Annotated in this window: 19 protein-coding genes, 1 tRNA gene and 1 other annotated feature; of the genes, 19 read left to right on the forward strand and 1 reads right to left on the reverse strand. The window is 31.4% G+C overall.

Annotation, left to right across the window (positions count from 1 at the left end; translation table 11 throughout):
- Positions 1-51: 51 nt before the first annotated feature.
- A complete protein-coding gene (radA, locus tag ACYQ1T_RS07285) occupies positions 52-1,419 on the forward strand; it encodes a DNA repair protein RadA (RefSeq protein WP_459833432.1) in 1,368 nt (455 codons plus the stop codon).
- Positions 1,420-1,435: 16 nt separating this feature from the next.
- Positions 1,436-2,500: a DNA integrity scanning diadenylate cyclase DisA gene (gene disA, locus ACYQ1T_RS07290; RefSeq protein WP_459833435.1), complete on the forward strand. Its 1,065-nt coding sequence runs from the start codon at positions 1,436-1,438 to the stop codon at positions 2,498-2,500.
- A gap of 71 nt (positions 2,501-2,571) precedes the next feature.
- Here disA and ACYQ1T_RS07295 read toward each other — a convergent pair whose 3' ends face one another.
- On the reverse strand, positions 2,572-2,967 hold the full coding sequence (locus ACYQ1T_RS07295; protein WP_459833437.1) for a nucleoside triphosphate pyrophosphohydrolase family protein: 396 nt from the start codon (positions 2,965-2,967) through the stop codon (positions 2,572-2,574).
- A gap of 294 nt (positions 2,968-3,261) precedes the next feature.
- Between ACYQ1T_RS07295 and ACYQ1T_RS07300 the strand changes: the two genes are divergently transcribed.
- The 17 genes from ACYQ1T_RS07300 to rplL all read left to right on the forward strand — a co-directional run bounded on the left by ACYQ1T_RS07300 (position 3,262) and on the right by rplL (position 16,306).
- Positions 3,262-4,347 (forward strand): PIN/TRAM domain-containing protein, encoded by a 1,086-nt coding sequence (locus tag ACYQ1T_RS07300; RefSeq protein ID WP_459833440.1) that lies wholly within the window; start codon positions 3,262-3,264, stop codon positions 4,345-4,347.
- Between the two features lie 15 nt (positions 4,348-4,362).
- Entirely contained in the window at positions 4,363-5,031 is a 669-nt protein-coding gene (ispD, locus tag ACYQ1T_RS07305) for a 2-C-methyl-D-erythritol 4-phosphate cytidylyltransferase (RefSeq protein ID WP_459833442.1), read from the forward strand.
- Positions 5,032-5,485: 454 nt separating this feature from the next.
- Complete coding sequence (locus tag ACYQ1T_RS07310; RefSeq protein ID WP_459833444.1) at positions 5,486-7,198, forward strand: proline--tRNA ligase; 1,713 nt, start codon at positions 5,486-5,488, stop codon at positions 7,196-7,198.
- 11 nt (positions 7,199-7,209) lie between these two features.
- Positions 7,210-8,610, forward strand: a complete 1,401-nt coding sequence (gene cysS, locus ACYQ1T_RS07315; RefSeq protein ID WP_459833447.1) for a cysteine--tRNA ligase — start codon at positions 7,210-7,212, stop codon at positions 8,608-8,610.
- Positions 8,611-8,657: 47 nt separating this feature from the next.
- The gene (locus ACYQ1T_RS07320; RefSeq protein ID WP_459833449.1) at positions 8,658-9,077 is read left to right on the forward strand and encodes a Mini-ribonuclease 3; all 420 of its coding nucleotides are present in this window, start codon (positions 8,658-8,660) and stop codon (positions 9,075-9,077) included.
- A gap of 29 nt (positions 9,078-9,106) precedes the next feature.
- A complete protein-coding gene (gene rlmB, locus ACYQ1T_RS07325; RefSeq protein ID WP_459833451.1) occupies positions 9,107-10,021 on the forward strand; it encodes a 23S rRNA (guanosine(2251)-2'-O)-methyltransferase RlmB in 915 nt (304 codons plus the stop codon).
- A 24-nt stretch (positions 10,022-10,045) separates the two neighbouring features.
- Positions 10,046-10,558, forward strand: coding sequence for an NYN domain-containing protein (locus ACYQ1T_RS07330; RefSeq protein WP_459833454.1), 513 nt, complete (start codon positions 10,046-10,048; stop codon positions 10,556-10,558).
- 69 nt (positions 10,559-10,627) lie between these two features.
- The gene (sigH, locus tag ACYQ1T_RS07335; RefSeq protein WP_459833456.1) at positions 10,628-11,272 is read left to right on the forward strand and encodes an RNA polymerase sporulation sigma factor SigH; all 645 of its coding nucleotides are present in this window, start codon (positions 10,628-10,630) and stop codon (positions 11,270-11,272) included.
- Positions 11,273-11,354: 82 nt separating this feature from the next.
- A tRNA-Thr gene (locus ACYQ1T_RS07340) sits at positions 11,355-11,430 on the forward strand.
- A gap of 150 nt (positions 11,431-11,580) precedes the next feature.
- Complete coding sequence (gene tuf, locus ACYQ1T_RS07345) at positions 11,581-12,774, forward strand: elongation factor Tu (RefSeq protein ID WP_459833458.1); 1,194 nt, start codon at positions 11,581-11,583, stop codon at positions 12,772-12,774.
- 178 nt (positions 12,775-12,952) lie between these two features.
- Entirely contained in the window at positions 12,953-13,102 is a 150-nt protein-coding gene (gene rpmG, locus ACYQ1T_RS07350; RefSeq protein ID WP_021876926.1) for a 50S ribosomal protein L33, read from the forward strand.
- 51 nt (positions 13,103-13,153) lie between these two features.
- Entirely contained in the window at positions 13,154-13,387 is a 234-nt protein-coding gene (gene secE / locus ACYQ1T_RS07355; protein WP_459833462.1) for a preprotein translocase subunit SecE, read from the forward strand.
- A 37-nt stretch (positions 13,388-13,424) separates the two neighbouring features.
- On the forward strand, positions 13,425-13,946 hold the full coding sequence (gene nusG / locus ACYQ1T_RS07360) for a transcription termination/antitermination protein NusG (RefSeq protein ID WP_459833465.1): 522 nt from the start codon (positions 13,425-13,427) through the stop codon (positions 13,944-13,946).
- Positions 13,947-14,024: 78 nt separating this feature from the next.
- Complete coding sequence (gene rplK / locus ACYQ1T_RS07365) at positions 14,025-14,450, forward strand: 50S ribosomal protein L11 (protein WP_459833467.1); 426 nt, start codon at positions 14,025-14,027, stop codon at positions 14,448-14,450.
- 52 nt (positions 14,451-14,502) lie between these two features.
- Positions 14,503-15,192 (forward strand): 50S ribosomal protein L1, encoded by a 690-nt coding sequence (gene rplA / locus ACYQ1T_RS07370; RefSeq protein WP_459833470.1) that lies wholly within the window; start codon positions 14,503-14,505, stop codon positions 15,190-15,192.
- 42 nt (positions 15,193-15,234) lie between these two features.
- Positions 15,235-15,364, forward strand: a sequence feature (ribosomal protein L10 leader region).
- A 38-nt stretch (positions 15,365-15,402) separates the two neighbouring features.
- Positions 15,403-15,906 (forward strand): 50S ribosomal protein L10, encoded by a 504-nt coding sequence (rplJ, locus tag ACYQ1T_RS07375; protein WP_459833472.1) that lies wholly within the window; start codon positions 15,403-15,405, stop codon positions 15,904-15,906.
- Between the two features lie 31 nt (positions 15,907-15,937).
- A complete protein-coding gene (gene rplL, locus ACYQ1T_RS07380; RefSeq protein WP_459833475.1) occupies positions 15,938-16,306 on the forward strand; it encodes a 50S ribosomal protein L7/L12 in 369 nt (122 codons plus the stop codon).
- Positions 16,307-16,360 lie beyond the last annotated feature (54 nt).

Consider the following 16,360-nt stretch of genomic DNA (forward strand, 5'->3'; position numbering starts at 1 on the left):
TAGTAAATAACTAAATTTATATAAAATAAACAAAGAATGGTAGTGAAATTTATGGCTAAAATTAAATCCATGTTTGTTTGTCAAGAGTGTGGATATGAGTCTCCAAAATGGCTAGGAAAGTGTCCAGATTGTAATAAATGGAATACTTTAGTTGAAGAAGTTAGAGACTCACAAAAAGATTTAAAAGTAAAAGTTAATAATGTTAGAATTATAGATAATATGCCAAAGAGTATAAGTGAAATAAAATCAGGAAATAAAGAACGTTATGATACGGGACTTAAAGAGTTAAATAGAGTTTTAGGTGGAGGATTGGTGAAAGGTTCACTTACTCTTATATCAGGGGATCCAGGTATAGGTAAATCAACTCTGCTTCTACAAACTGCGAATACTATAGCAGAAAAGTATGGTAAAGTTCTATATGTATCTGGAGAAGAATCAGAAGAGCAAATTAAGATAAGAGGAGATAGATTAGGGGTTAAAGCAAAAGAGTTATATATATTATCAGAGACTAACCTAGATCTTATCGAAGCTTATATTAATGAGTTAAAGCCAGTCTTCGTAATAATAGATTCAATACAAACAGTTTATAAAGAAACAGTAACATCAGCACCAGGAAGTGTTTCACAAGTTAAGGAATGTTCTAATGCTATTATGAGAATAGGAAAAAATCAAAATATACCTTTATTTATAGTTGCTCATGTAACTAAACAAGGGGAACTTGCTGGCCCTAGGGTATTAGAGCATATGGTAGATACAGTTTTATATTTTGAAGGTGAAAGAACAGAAGAATTCAGGGTTTTAAGAACCATGAAAAATCGTTTTGGAACTACTAGTGAAATAGGAGTTTTTGAAATGGCAGAAGAAGGCTTAGTAGAAATATATGATCCATCAAGAATATTTTTAGAAGATACTAATTTTAATCAAGAAGGTTCAGCAGTAATTGGAATTATGGAAGGAACAAGACCTATATTAGTTGAAATACAAGCACTTGTAAGTGCAACTAATATGCATATGCCTAGTAGAACAGCAGTTGGGATAGATGCTCAAAGGTTAAGACTAATATTGGCTGTATTAGAAAAGAAACTTAAAGTTCCTTTTTATAAATATGATGTTTATGTAAATGTAGTTGGTGGTTTAACTTTAGATGGAACAACAGGAGATTTAGGGTTAGCACTTGCTCTACTATCCAGTGTCAAAAGTTCAGGTTTTAAACTAGAAAGAACTGCTATAGTAGGAGAAGTAGGATTAACTGGAGAAATAAGACCTATAACATCTTGCGATAGATTGATAAAAGAAGCAGAAAAAATGGGATTTAAAAATATAATAATACCAGAAAGAAATAAAGATAAAGCTATAAGTAACGATATGAATATTATTAGTGCAAATAATTTAAGAGAAATAATTAGTAAGATATTCTAGTAGATTGGGTGAGTATATGAGGATTAAAAATGACAAAGAAATAAAAAATATATTAAAATTAATGAGTCCAGGAACACAGTTAAGAGAGGGCTTAGAAAATATCCTTAGAGCCAAAACCGGTGGATTAATTGTAATAGGTGATGGAGAAGAAATTATGAAGCTAGTAGATGGAGGCTTTAATATAAATGCCGAATATACACCTGCTTACATATATGAATTAGCTAAAATGGATGGAGCTATAGTTATTAGTGGAGATTGTAAAAGAATAATATCAGCTAATACTCAATTAGTACCAGATCATTCATTAACAACTTATGAAACTGGAACAAGACATAGAACTGCAAATAGGGTTGCAAAGCAAACAGGAAATATAGTTGTAGCCATTTCACAAAGAAGAAATATAATAACTATTTATAAAGGTGATATTAAATACGTATTACAAGAAAGTAGTGTTATACTTGCAAGAGCCAATCAAGCAATACAAACATTAGAAAAGTATGTAAATGTATTAGAAAGAGTAATAAATAACTTAAATTTATTAGAATTTCAAGATTTAACAACAGTATTCGATGTAGTAACAGCTATTCAAAGAACAGAAATGGTTATGAGAATTGTTGAGGAAATTAAAAGATACATAGTTGAATTAGGCAATGAAGGTAGACTAATATCAATGCAATTAAATGAGCTTGTTAAATTTATAGAAAGGGATGGAATACTTTTAATAAGAGATTATTGCAAAGAGGGAGTATGCCCAGATGATATTTATAAGGAAATTCAAAAGTTAAGTTCGGAAGAATTGGTTGATTTAGATTCTATAGCAAAAGTATTAGGTTATGGTGGAATATCATTAGTTGATTCCTTAATATCCCCAAAAGGATATAGATTATTATTTAAGGTTCCAAGAGTACCAAATTCAGTAATTGAAAATCTTGTTAAGCATTTTAAAGAACTTAAGTATGTTATAGAAGCAAATACTGAGGAATTAGATATGGTAGAAGGAATTGGTGAAGCTAGAGCTAAGGCTATAAGGAATGGTTTAAGAAGAATAAAAGAACAAATTTATTTAAAGAATGAAATTTAGTAAATTATTGTATAATAATTTAAAAAATAGACAATAATAGGAAAGCAGGCATATTAAGCCTGCTTTTAGATTTATCTAAATGTAAATTTTCCTAATGTTTTAATCTTATCTTCTTCTTTAAGTAAGATATCATATAAGTTTAGATCTAAACTATTACATAAGGAAGTTAGATAAAATAAATTATTTCCTATTTCACGCTCTAAGACTTCACGACAACTATTACAAATAGCACCTTCCAAATGGCTATTTAAGGAATAGTTAAAATCATCTGCTGAATTATCACTAGGTAGAATTTGTTTGCTAGCAGAAATATTAATACAGCCACAGTTTGTCACAGCTTTGGCTACAGCCCTATTTACTCTAGCACTTGATTCACCATACTTAGTAATTATATCAAGAATACTTTTATGTCGTAATAGTGATTCATTAACATCATTTTGAAAGTTATCAAATATTATGTCTTTCATATGCTTCAACTCCTTATAAAAATAATGGCTGTAATTAAATTATAAATATTTTCAGATAATTTTGTCAATACAACTTTAATGTGTATTTTATTCACTATTAATAATAGCTATTATTGTGAAAAATTTATAGGGGGTCTAAGAATTTAAATTAAGAAGAATTTAAGAAATACTCATTTTAGATATTACCTTAATGTGGTATAATGATATAAATTCTTCAAATTAATAGGAAATATATTAATTGGGATTAGAATTATAAAGAGAGATTACGTTAATAACAAATAAGGAGGTGACTTTATGTTAAAAAAAGCAATAAGAATTAGTTTTGCTCTAATAGGATTAATAAGTGGGTATATTGTTAGTGGTATTATTTTAGAAATCCCGAAAATTAAAGAAATAGGATTTTTATCAAAAACTATTGGCTCGGTATCATTTATTATTTTTATGATTTTATTATTTGGACTTATATTATATTTAATTTCTCCACGAATTTACGATTGGGTAGTTAATCTTGTAGAGTATGCAGAAAAAAACATTCAAAAGTTAAGTGCAACTGAGCTACTATATGGTGGATTAGGTATATTGATATCTTTAGTAATTACATCATTAATATTATTACCATTAAATAAATTGAATATATTTGGACCAATAATATTTACATTACTAAATTTAATATTTGCATTTATTTCAGCACATATATTTGTGGATAAGAAAGATGATATATCTGCTTTATTTGTAAGCTTAAAGAAAGCAAGTAGCAAGGAAAAGAAGTCTAAGATAATAAATAAAAGTAATCCTAAGGTACTTGATACATCAGTTATAATTGATGGAAGAATATTTGATATATGTCAAACAGGTTTTGTTGAAGGTCCGTTAGTTATTCCAAATTTTGTACTAGATGAATTAAGACATATATCTGATTCGTCAGATTCCTTAAAAAGAAATAGAGGAAGAAGAGGACTTGATATATTAAATAAAATTCAAAAGGAATTAGAAATTGAAACACAAATTTGGGAAGGTGATTTTCCAGAAATAGCAGAAGTGGATAGTAAATTATTAAAGCTAGCACAAACCCTTAAAGGAAAAGTAGTTACAAATGATTTTAATTTAAATAAAGTAGCAGAATTCCAAGGTGTACCGGTTTTAAATATAAACGAATTAGCTAATGCTATAAAGCCTGTAGTACTTCCTGGCGAAGAAATGAAAGTAGTTGTTGTAAAAGATGGTAAAGAGGCAACTCAAGGAGTAGCATACTTAGATGATGGAACAATGATAGTTGTTGAAGGTGGAAGAAGGTTTATGGGAGACCAAATTGTGGTTATAGTAACTTCAGTACTTCAAACAGCCGCTGGTAGAATGATTTTTGCTAGACCAAAAGAATAAATAGTAGGTGTTAATATGATAAGTGCTATTATTTTAGCTGGTGGAAAAGGTAAAAGAATGGGTGCTAAGATTAGCAAACAATATATAGAGATAAAAGGTAAACCTATTTTATATTATACTTTAAAGAGGTTTATAGAAAATAAAGATATAAATAGAATTATATTAGTTTTACCTAAGGATGAAATAGAATATTGTAAAAGTGAGATACTTAATAAATATTCTATAAAGGTAGATCTTATAGTAGAAGGTGGAAAAGAGAGGCAAGATTCTGTATATAATGCTTTAGAAGCTATTGAAAGTAGTGAAGTAGTTTTAATACATGATGGGGCAAGACCTTTTGTAACTGATGAAATTATTACTAAGGGTATAAGATTTGCAAAAAAGTTTGGGGCAGCAGCTCCAGGAGTAATGCCTAAAGATACAATAAAAATTAAGGATAGTAATAATTTTTCTAATAGCACACCTAAAAGAGAGAGTTTAGTGGCTATTCAGACACCTCAAGTATTTAACTTTAATATAATAAAAGAATGTCATAAAAAAATAAAAAAAGAAAAAATTGTGGTAACGGATGATACTATGGTAGTAGAGCAATATAATCATAAAGTTTACTTGTATAATGGTGATTACACTAATATAAAAGTTACAACTCCAGAAGATTTAATACTTGCAGAAAAACTTGTTTAGTATAGTATTTATGAATGTTGACATAATTTTACCTTGAAGATATAATAAAGCTACAATTTTATATACTAACGCAGTGAAAAAGAATAGTAAAAACCGCTATTTCAGAGAGAAAATCCATAGGCTGTAAGATTTTCACCTAGGTTTTGAACCAGCTTTAGAGTTGTAGGTAAAAACTATCGGTTTAATACCGTTATCATTTTAGAGAACAAATTTAGGTGGTACCGCGATATAAGTTCGCCCTAATCATAGGGGCGGACTTTTTTTATTTTTTGAGAAATTATATTTATAGACTAATTGTAGATAAGTACAACATATTAAGAAATATAAGTGATTTAGCCTAAAGAATAAAAATAAATTAAGATAAAGATTATAAATTAAATAGTAAATGATTTAAATAACGAAAATAAAAAAATACTAATAAGATATATAGTATAGAATATAGGAGGAAAATCATATGAAAATGTCAAATATGCTTATTTCAACATTAAGAGAGGTTCCAGCAGAGGCTGAAATAGATAGTCATAAGTTAATGTTAAGAGCGGGAATGATAAGAAAAATGGCTTCGGGGATTTATAACTATATGCCTTTAGGATTAAAGGTTCTAAAAAATATAGAAGATATAGTAAGAGAAGAAATGAATAATGCAGGAGCTCAAGAATTTTTAGCATCAGCTGTACTTCCAGCAGAACTATGGCAAGAATCAGGAAGATGGGATGTTTATGGAGAAGAGATGTTTAGATTAAAGGATAGAAATAACAGAGATTTCTGTCTTGGGCCAACACATGAAGAAGTTTTTACTGATATTGCTAGAAATGAAATAAAATCATATAAGCAATTACCAGTTAATTTATATCAAATTCAAACTAAGTATAGAGATGAAAGAAGACCTAGATTTGGAGTTATGAGATCAAGAGAGTTTATAATGAAGGATGCTTATAGCTTTGATAAGGATCAAGCAGGGCTTGATATATCATTTGATAAAATGAATGAAGCTTATGTGAAAATATTTAATAGATGCGGATTAGATGCTAAATGTGTAGAAGCTGATTCAGGAGCTATAGGAGGGTCAAATTCAGCAGAGTTTATGGTTAAGTCAGAGGTAGGAGAAGATGATATAGTTTTCTGTACTTCTTGTAATTATGCAGCTAATATAGAAAAGGCTCCATCAACAGTTGAAAAAGCAGATAAAGAAGATTTAAAAGAATTAGTTAAAACTGAAACTCCAAATGTTAGAACTATTGAAGAATTAGTTAAGTTCTTTAACACTGATAATAAAAAGTTTGCTAAAACTCTAATATTTAATGCAGATGGTAAGATTATTGCTGTAATGGTAAGAGGCGATAGAGAAGTAAATGAAATAAAGGTATCTAATGCGTTAGGTGGTATAGTTAATTTAAATATGGCTACTCCAGAAGAAGTTTTTGCTGCAACAAAAGCATCAGTTGGATTTGCTGGTCCTATAGGAATAAATGTTGAAGAACTTCTAGTAGATGAAGAAGTTGTAAATATGTATAATTTTATAGTAGGAGCTAATGAAACTGGATATCACTTTGAAAATGTAAATTACTCAAGAGATTTTGAAGGGAAAGTCGGAGATTTTAGAAACATAACAGAAGGGGAAAAGTGCCCATTATGTGGAGGAGCTGTAACAATAGCAAGAGGTACAGAGGTTGGACATATATTCAAGCTTGGAACAAAGTACTCTGAAGCTATGAAAGCTACATTCATTGATGAAAATGGAAAAGAAAAACCATTTGTTATGGGTTGTTATGGAATTGGAGTAACAAGAACTATGGCATCAGTAATAGAGCAACATCATGATGAAAATGGAATAGTATGGCCATTAGCGGTAGCACCATATCATGTAACAGTTATACCAGTAAACATAAAAGATGAAGCTCAAATGGAAATTGCTAATAATTTATATAATCAATTAAAGTCTATAGGTGTAGATGCATTACTTGATGATAGAAATGAAAGAGCTGGAGTTAAATTTAAAGATTCTGAGCTAATGGGAATACCAATGAGAATAACAGTTGGAAAGAAAATTACAGATGGAGAAATAGAATTCAAGTTAAGAGATTCTGAAATAGAAGTTATTAAAGTAGAAGATGCTATAGAAAAGGTTAAAGAGCAATTTGAAAAAAATAACTTAAATATTAGATAGGAGGTAATAGAATGAAAGTTTATAACACCTTAACTAGAAAAAAAGAGGAGTTTGTACCTATAAATCCAGATGAAGTAAAAATGTATGTGTGTGGACCTACAGTGTATAATTATTTTCATATAGGAAATGGTAGAACTTTTATAATATTTGATACTATAAGAAGATATCTTGAATATAGAGGTTATAAAGTAAAATTTGTTCAAAATTTTACGGATATCGATGATAAAATGATTAACAAAGCAAATGAAGAAGGAACTACTGTAAAAGAAATAGGTGACAAATATATTTGCGAATACTATAAAGATGCTGATGGATTAAATATAAAAAGAGCATCAGTAAATCCAAGAGCTACAGAGTATATAACTGATATAATTGAATTTGTAAAAGGATTAGTTGATAAGGGATATGCATATGAAGTTAATGGAGATGTTTATTTTAGAACAAAGAAATTTGAAGGATACGGAAAGTTAATAGGACAGAATCTAGATGACTTACAAGCTGGAGCTAGAATAAATGTAGATGAGAGAAAAGAGGATCCAATGGATTTTGCTATATGGAAGGCTCAAAAACCAGGTGAACCAGCATGGCAAAGTCCTTGGGGAATGGGAAGGCCAGGTTGGCATATTGAATGTTCATGTATGGCGAAAAAAATATTAGGCGATACTATAGATATACATGCTGGTGGAATGGACTTAGCCTTTCCACATCATGAAAATGAAATTGCACAAAGTGAGGCTTTAACAGGAAAGCCATTTGCAAACTACTGGATACATGGAGCATTTTTAAATGTAAATAATCAAAAAATGTCTAAATCATTAAATAATTTCTTAACAGCCAGAGAAGCTTTAAAAGAGTATGATGCAGATGTAATAAGATTTTTAATGTTATCAGGACATTATAGAGTTCAATTAAACTTTAGTGGTGAGTTGTTAGAATCAGCAAAGTCATCTGTAGAAAGATTATATAACGCTATCGGAAATTTAGAAAACTTAATAGAAGAAGTAGAAAAAGAAAAAATGGACGATAATGAGAAGGAATACTTTAAGTCATTAGATATTCACAGACAAAAATATATAGAAAAAATGGATGATGATTTTAATACAGCTGATGCTATTACAGCTATCTTTGACTTAATAAGAGATATAAATAGTAACGTTACAATAAATTCTTCAAAGGAACTATGTAATGAGGCACTAAACCTAATAAGAGAATTAGGTGGACCGCTTGGAATTCTTCAAGAGTCAACCAAAGGTAGTTTAGAAGAAGAAATTGAAGAATTAATTGCACAAAGACAGCAAGCAAGAAAGGATAGAGACTTTGCTTTAGCAGATAAAATAAGAGATGATCTTAAAGCTAGGAATATAGTTTTAGAAGATACGCCTCAAGGAGTAAGGTGGAAAAAGATAAACTAAAATATAAAGGCTGCAATGTTGCAGCCTTTATTTAAAGGAGTAAAGTTATGCTAGATGATTTAAGAATCGAGGAGTTTTCTAAAAATAAAGCGAGAATGTTAAATCCATTACAGTTAGCATTAATAGGTGATGGCGTTTATGAAATATTTATAAGAAACTATATATTAACTCAAAATAGCGAGTTATCTGCACATAAAATACATGTAAAAGCTATTGGATATGTAAAAGCAAAAAGTCAATCACTTATAATGCATGAAATAGAAGAAACATTAACCGAAGAAGAGGCCTATATATACAAAAGGGGAAGAAATGCAAAATCTGCAACAGTACCTAAAAATGCAGATGTAAGAGATTATAGAAATGCGACAGGGTTTGAAGCGCTAATTGGCTATTTATATCTTGTAGGAGATAAAAAAAGACTATCAGAAATACTTGAAAAAAGCATTAGCGTAGAATTAAATTACTAATTAGATAGAAAGAATAAGGAGTGTTATAAATGACAAAAGGTTCAAGAATGGTAAGAAAACAAGCTAGATTAGAAAGAGAGTTAGCAGAAAAGGGACAGATAAAAGGTAAAAGAGACTTTAGAGAACCTAGAAAAACTAGAGAATATGTAGAGCCTAGAAAAGGGAGAGAATACGGAGAAGAAAATATAGTTAATAATGATCAAATAAGAGAAGATATTATTATTGGTAGAAATGCAGTTATGGAAGTTCTAAAAAGTGATAGAACTATAGAATGTTTATACATAGCCAAAGGTGATATGGAAGGATCAATAAAGGCAATAATAAATAGTGCTAGAGAAAAGAATCTAGTTTTAAAGGAAGTTGATAGAAAAAAATTAGATGGAATGAGTGAAGGCGGAAATCATCAAGGTGTTATTGCTCAAGTTACTCCGTTTAAATATTGTCAAGTTGCGGATATAATAAGAATTGCAAAAGAAAAAAATGAAGATCCTTTTATAGTTATACTAGATGAAATAGAAGATCCTCATAATTTAGGATCAATAATAAGAACGGCAGAATTATGTGGAGCACATGGTATAGTAATACCTAAGAGAAGAAATGTTGGAATAACATCTACAGTATATAAGTGTTCAGTTGGGGCTATAGAACATATGAACATAGCGAAGGTTACTAATATAAACGCAGTAATAGAAGAGCTTAAAGCAGAAGGAATTTGGGTTTATGGGGCAGATATTAAAGGTGATGAATATAGCTATCAAGTAAACTTTAATGGACCATGTGCAATAGTTATAGGAAGTGAAGGAAGAGGAATATCACAACTAACTTTAAAGAAATGTGATAAATTAGTTAAAATTCCCATGGTAGGTAAAATTAACTCTTTAAATGCTTCAGTAGCAGGTGGTATAATGATGTATGAAGTATTAAAGGGAAGATTGTCAAAATAGTTGATTAATCAAAAGAGGTAAAATGTGAAAATTGTATTTGTTGATGGGTATAATGTTATAAATAGTTGGCCAAATTTAAAAAGACAAAAAGATTATAGTTTTAATGGAGCAAGGCAAAAACTAATAGATACACTTCACAACTACTCAGTATATGAAGACTGTAAGGTTGTTATAGTCTTTGATGCTCATAAGGTTGCCAATAATATAGAAAGTAAAGAAGAGATTAATAAAAATATAAGCATAGTTTTTACTAAAGATGGAGAAACAGCAGATTCTTATATTGAAAGAGAAGTTCATAGTCTTGGCAGAAGATTTGAAGTTTATGTTGTAACATCAGATTGGTTAGAACAACAAACTATATTTCAAAGAGGGGCTGTAAGAGTATCGGCATTAGAATTTTACAATGAAATTTTAGAAACAGAAAGTAGAATAAATAATAAGGCAGAGAAAATCATGTCATCTTCAAAAAATCATTTGGGAGATAATGTAGATGATGAGATTCTAATAATGCTTGAAGCTATGAGGCGAAGTAAATAGGCGGTTTGACTTAAGTATAACTTTTGAGATATAATTGTTAGGAAATATGGGGTTTAAGGGGGGAATAAAGTGGATTACAAAGGAAAGGAAGTTAATTGCTTCATAGAATTTTACAATAAATCAGATGAAGAAATTGTAGTTGAAGCTAAAAATGGAAATTCAAGAGCGCAAGAATATCTAATATCAAAGTATGAGAATTTTGTAAAATCTAAGGCCAAATCGTACTTCCTAATAGGTGCAGATAAAGAAGATATTTATCAAGAAGGAATGATAGGCTTATATAAAGCTATTAGAGATTTTAAGATAGATAGATTGACTAGTTTTAGAGCATTTGCAGAACTTTGTGTTACAAGACAAATTATAACTGCTATAAAAACTGCTACAAGACAAAAGCACATTCCTTTAAACACTTATGTATCTTTAAATAAACCCATTTACGAAGAAGAATCGGATAGAACATTAATAGATGTTCTAGCTGGCTTTAAAATCACAGACCCTGAAGAGTTAATAATAGGAAAAGAACAAATGGAACATATAGAAAGTGAAATGACAAAAGTACTATCAGGGCTTGAAATGGAAGTTTTGCAATCATATTTAGATGGTAAATCATATCAAGAAATTGCTTGTGATTTAGATAGACATGCAAAGTCTATAGATAATGCATTGCAAAGGGTTAAAAGGAAGTTAGAAAAATGTCTATATAATCAAAAATGAGTCGTTAAATTTATGTTGACAAATTTTTTGAACAATAGTAAACTTTATAATTGGTATATTAAACTATAAAGCAAGCAAGAGTGCTCACGTAGCTCAGTTGGCAGAGCGTCGCCTTGGTAAGGCGGAGGTCGTCGGTTCAATCCCGATCGCGAGCTCCAAATATAATTGAGTGCTCACATAACTCAATAAGCAAAATGTAGCCTTTATAAGGTTTAAAGTTGCTGATTTAGGATAGTGAGCCCAATGTATTATCAAAAAACACAAAACGCTAGGCAAAGTTTATTAGAAAAATAAAGGAGGAATTTACAATGGCAAAGCAAAAATTCGAAAGAAGTAAACCACACGTAAATATTGGAACAATTGGTCACGTAGACCACGGTAAGACAACATTAACAGCAGCTATAACAACAGTATTAGCAAATAAGGGTTATGCAGAAGCTTTTAACTATGCAGATATAGATAAGGCTCCAGAAGAAAAAGAAAGAGGAATCACAATCAATACAGCACACGTTGAGTATGAAACAGAAAACAGACACTATGCTCACGTTGACTGTCCAGGACATGCTGACTATGTTAAGAACATGATCACAGGAGCAGCACAAATGGATGGAGCAATCCTAGTTTGTTCAGCAGCAGATGGTCCAATGCCTCAAACAAGAGAGCATATACTACTTGCATCAAGAGTAGGTGTTGACTATATCGTTGTATTCTTAAACAAAGCAGATATGGTAGATGATGAAGAGTTATTAGAATTAGTTGAAATGGAAGTTAGAGAATTATTATCAGAATACAACTTCCCAGGAGATGATATTCCAGTAATAAAGGGATCAGCTTTAGTAGCATTAGAAAACCCAACAGATGAAAAAGCAATTGCTCCAATAATGGAATTAATGGCAGCAGTAGATAGCTACATCCCAACTCCAGAAAGAGCAACAGATAAGCCATTCTTAATGCCAGTAGAAGATGTATTCACAATCACTGGTAGAGGAACAGTTGCAACAGGAAGAGTTGAAAGAGGAGTTCTTCACGTAGGAGACGAAGTAGAAATCGTTGGATTATCAGAAGAAAGCAGAAAAGTAGTAGTAACAGGAATAGAAATGTTCAGAAAGTTACTAGACGAAGCGCAAGCTGGAGATAACGTTGGAGTTCTTTTAAGAGGAGTTCAAAGAACTGACATCGAAAGAGGTCAAGTATTATCAAAAGTTGGATCAGTTAAGCCACACAGCAAGTTCGTAGGTCAAGTATACGTACTTAAGAAAGAAGAAGGTGGTAGACATACTCCATTCTTCGATGGATACAGACCACAATTCTACTTCAGAACAACAGATGTAACAGGATCAATCAAGTTACCAGATGGAATGGAAATGGTTATGCCAGGAGACCACATCGACATGAACGTTGAATTAATAACTCAAGTAGCGATGGATGAAGGATTAAGATTCGCTATCAGAGAAGGTGGAAGAACTGTAGGTTCAGGAGTTGTTACTAGCATAATCGAATAGTAATTACTAGGAACATATAAATATAAGGACTGGGTTTCATTACCTAGTCCTTTACAAAGGTTGACATATTGACATAATACGCTATTTATGATAATGTGTTTAGGTAATTAACGAAATTAAATTAACATAAAAGCAATTAAGTTTTTATATTATTTACGATAAACTGGAGGTGCAGACTGTGAGAGTAAAGATAACTTTAGCATGCACAGAGTGTAAGCAAAGAAATTACAATTCAATGAAGAACAAGAAAAATAACCCAGACAGATTAGATATGCAAAAATACTGCAAGTTCTGTAAGAAACATACACTTCATAGAGAAACTAAGTAATTAGCTGATATAGTAATGACACATACTCACAAAGATTAAGGATGTGAAGTAATGGCCGTTAAGGAAAATGTGAATTTAACTAAAAACACACCTGTAAAAGGTGGCATATTTAAGTTTTTTAGAGAGGTTAAGGCAGAAGTTAAAAGGATAACTTGGCCTTCTAAAAATGACACTAAAAAAGCGTTAATTGCAGTTGGCGTAGTCGTTCTAATATATGTTGTATTAGTTGGCGGGTTTGATTATATTTTTCAAAACCTCTTTGAATTCATCTTTAAACTAAAGTAAGGAGGTTTAGGTGATATCCTTTCACCTATAAGAAAATATGAGCGAAAGAGCAAGATGGTATGTTGTACACACATACTCAGGCTACGAGAACAAAGTTAAAGCAAATCTTGAGAAGACCATCGAAAATAGAAATCTTCAAAACTTACTTCAGGATATTCAAGTTCCTATGGAGGAAGTTATAGAAGAAAAAGATGGGAAACAAAAGATTTCTCTAAAAAAGAAGTTCCCTGGATATGTGTTAGTAAAAATGCTGATGACTGATGAGTCATGGTATGTGGTTAGAAACACAAGAGGAGTAACAGGATTTGTTGGTCCAGCTTCTAAACCAGTACCGCTTACTGATGAAGAAATCGAATCAATGGGAGTTGTAGAAACACCAATTGATATAGACTTAGAGGTAGGCGAAAGCATAAGAGTTATTTCAGGACCGCTAAGAGAATTCGTAGCGACTATCCAAGAAATAAATTTAGAAAAGCGCAAAATAAAAGCGTTAATTGACATGTTCGGTAGAGAAACTCTAGCTGAATTAGAATTTACACAAGTTGAAAAATTAGTTTAATAATTAATTATAAGCTAATGTTTTAATAAAGTGGGAGGACTAAAGGTCCGTATTACCACAGTATAGGAGGAATAATACATGGCTAAGAAAGTAACAGGAATGATTAAACTTCAACTTCCTGCAGGTAAGGCAACACCAGCACCACCAGTTGGTCCAGCATTAGGTCAACATGGTGTTAACATTATGGGATTCTGTAAGGAGTTCAATGCAAAAACTGCTAATCAAGCTGGATTAATAATTCCAGTTGTTATAACAGTTTATCAAGATAGATCTTTTAGTTTTATCTTAAAGACTCCACCAGCAGCAGTTCTTATAAAGAAAGAATTAGGACTTGAAAGTGGTTCAGGAGTTCCAAACAGAACTAAGGTTGGTAAATTAACAAAGGATCAAGTAAGAAAGATCGCTGAGTTAAAGATGCCTGATCTTAATGCAGCAACAATCGAAACTGCTATGAGCATGATCGAAGGTACTGCAAGAAGTATGGGAGTAACTATTGAAGAGTAATTCGTAAAAAAGTGGGAGGTAAATACCGTTAAAACCACAAAGGAGGCTAATTATGGGAAAGAATTATATTGAAAGCGCAAAGTTAATAGATAAGAGTGTTTTATATACTCCATCAGAAGCTTTAGATTTAGCTGTTAAAACTGCTAAAGCTAAGTTTGATGAAACTATAGAATTACATGTTAGATTAGGGGTTGACCCAAGACATGCAGACCAACAAGTTAGAGGAGCAGTTGTTCTTCCTAACGGAACTGGTAGAACTGTAAGAGTATTAGTATTTGCTAAGGGTGATAAGGCTAAGGAAGCACAAGAAGCTGGAGCAGACTTCGTTGGAGCTGAAGAATTAGTTCAAAAAATCCAAAGTGAAAACTGGTTCGATTACGATGTAGTTGTAGCTACACCAGATATGATGGGTGTTGTTGGTAGAATCGGTAGAGTTTTAGGACCTAAGGGATTAATGCCAAACCCAAAATCAGGAACAGTTACATTTGATGTTGCTAAGGCAATAGCTGATATCAAAGCAGGTAAGGTTGAATATAGAGTTGATAAAACTGCTATCGTTCACTGCCCAATTGGAAAGAAATCATTTGGTGTTGAAAAGTTACAACAAAACTTCCACGCTTTAATGGATGCTTTAATAAAGGCTAAACCAGCAGCTGCTAAGGGACAATACGTTAAATCAGTATCTGTTTCAAGCACAATGGGACCTGGAGCAAAAGTTAACCCAACAAAAGTTTTAGAATAGTATTGACAAAATAGAAATTATGTTATAAAATAATCTCTGTTGTTAAAGAAAATACTGTTTCCAAAGACCGTAGGTGCCGAAAGGTTTAAAGATAATCGCCTACCGAGGAATACCAAGGTAAGTGATTATTTGGTCTTCCTATGTCAATGGGAAGGCCTTTCTTAATATAAATTTGCAGTTAAAAGACTGTGAGGAGGTGGACACACAGTAATGAACAAGAATAGACAAATTAAAGAAGCTAAGGTAGCTGAAATAAAAGAAAAGCTAGAAAAAGCTCAAGCTGTTGTTTTAGCAGATTACCAAGGTTTAACAGTTGAAGAAGATACAGCTCTAAGAAAAACTCTAAGAGAAGCTGGTGTTGAATACAAAGTTTACAAGAATAGCTTAGTAACATTAGCTGCTAAAGAATTAGGTATCGAAGGTGTTGCAGAATACTTAGAAGGACCAGTTTCTATAGCATTCGGATATGAAGATGCTACTGCTCCAGCAAGAGTATTACATACATTTGCTAAGGATCATAAGAAATTAGAATTAAAAGCTGGTATAGTAGATGGTACTATCTACACTAAGGAACAAGTTGAAAAACTTGCTACAATACCATCAAAAGAAGTTCTTATTGCAAAACTTCTTGGAAGCTTCAAGGCTCCATTATCAAACCTTGCATATTTATTAAATGCAATTAAAGAAAAAAAAGAATCAGAATCAGCTGAATAATAACTGATAAAAATTTGGAGGTGCAATTATTATGACAAGAGAAGATATAATTCAAGCTATAAAAGAAATGACTGTTTTAGAATTAAACGAACTAGTAACAGCTTGCGAAGAGGAATTTGGTGTTAGCGCTGCTGCTCCAGTTGCTGTTGCAGGTGCTGTTGCAGGAGCTGGTGCTGCTGCAGAAGAAAAAACTGAATTTGATGTAGTTTTAGCTAACGCTGGATCACAAAAGATCAAAGTTATAAAAGTAGTTAGAGAATTAACTGGATTAGGATTAAAGGAAGCTAAGGAAATAGTTGATGGAGCTCCTAAGACATTAAAAGAAGCTGTATCAAAAGAAGAAGCTGAAGACATGAAAGCTAAATTAGCTGAAGTTGGAGCTGAAGTAGAAGTTAAGTAATTTTAACTTTAAAATAAAAAGGTGCTGTAAAGGCACCTTTTTAATTGTCTAAAT

This window comes from Clostridium carnis (assembly GCF_054657435.1).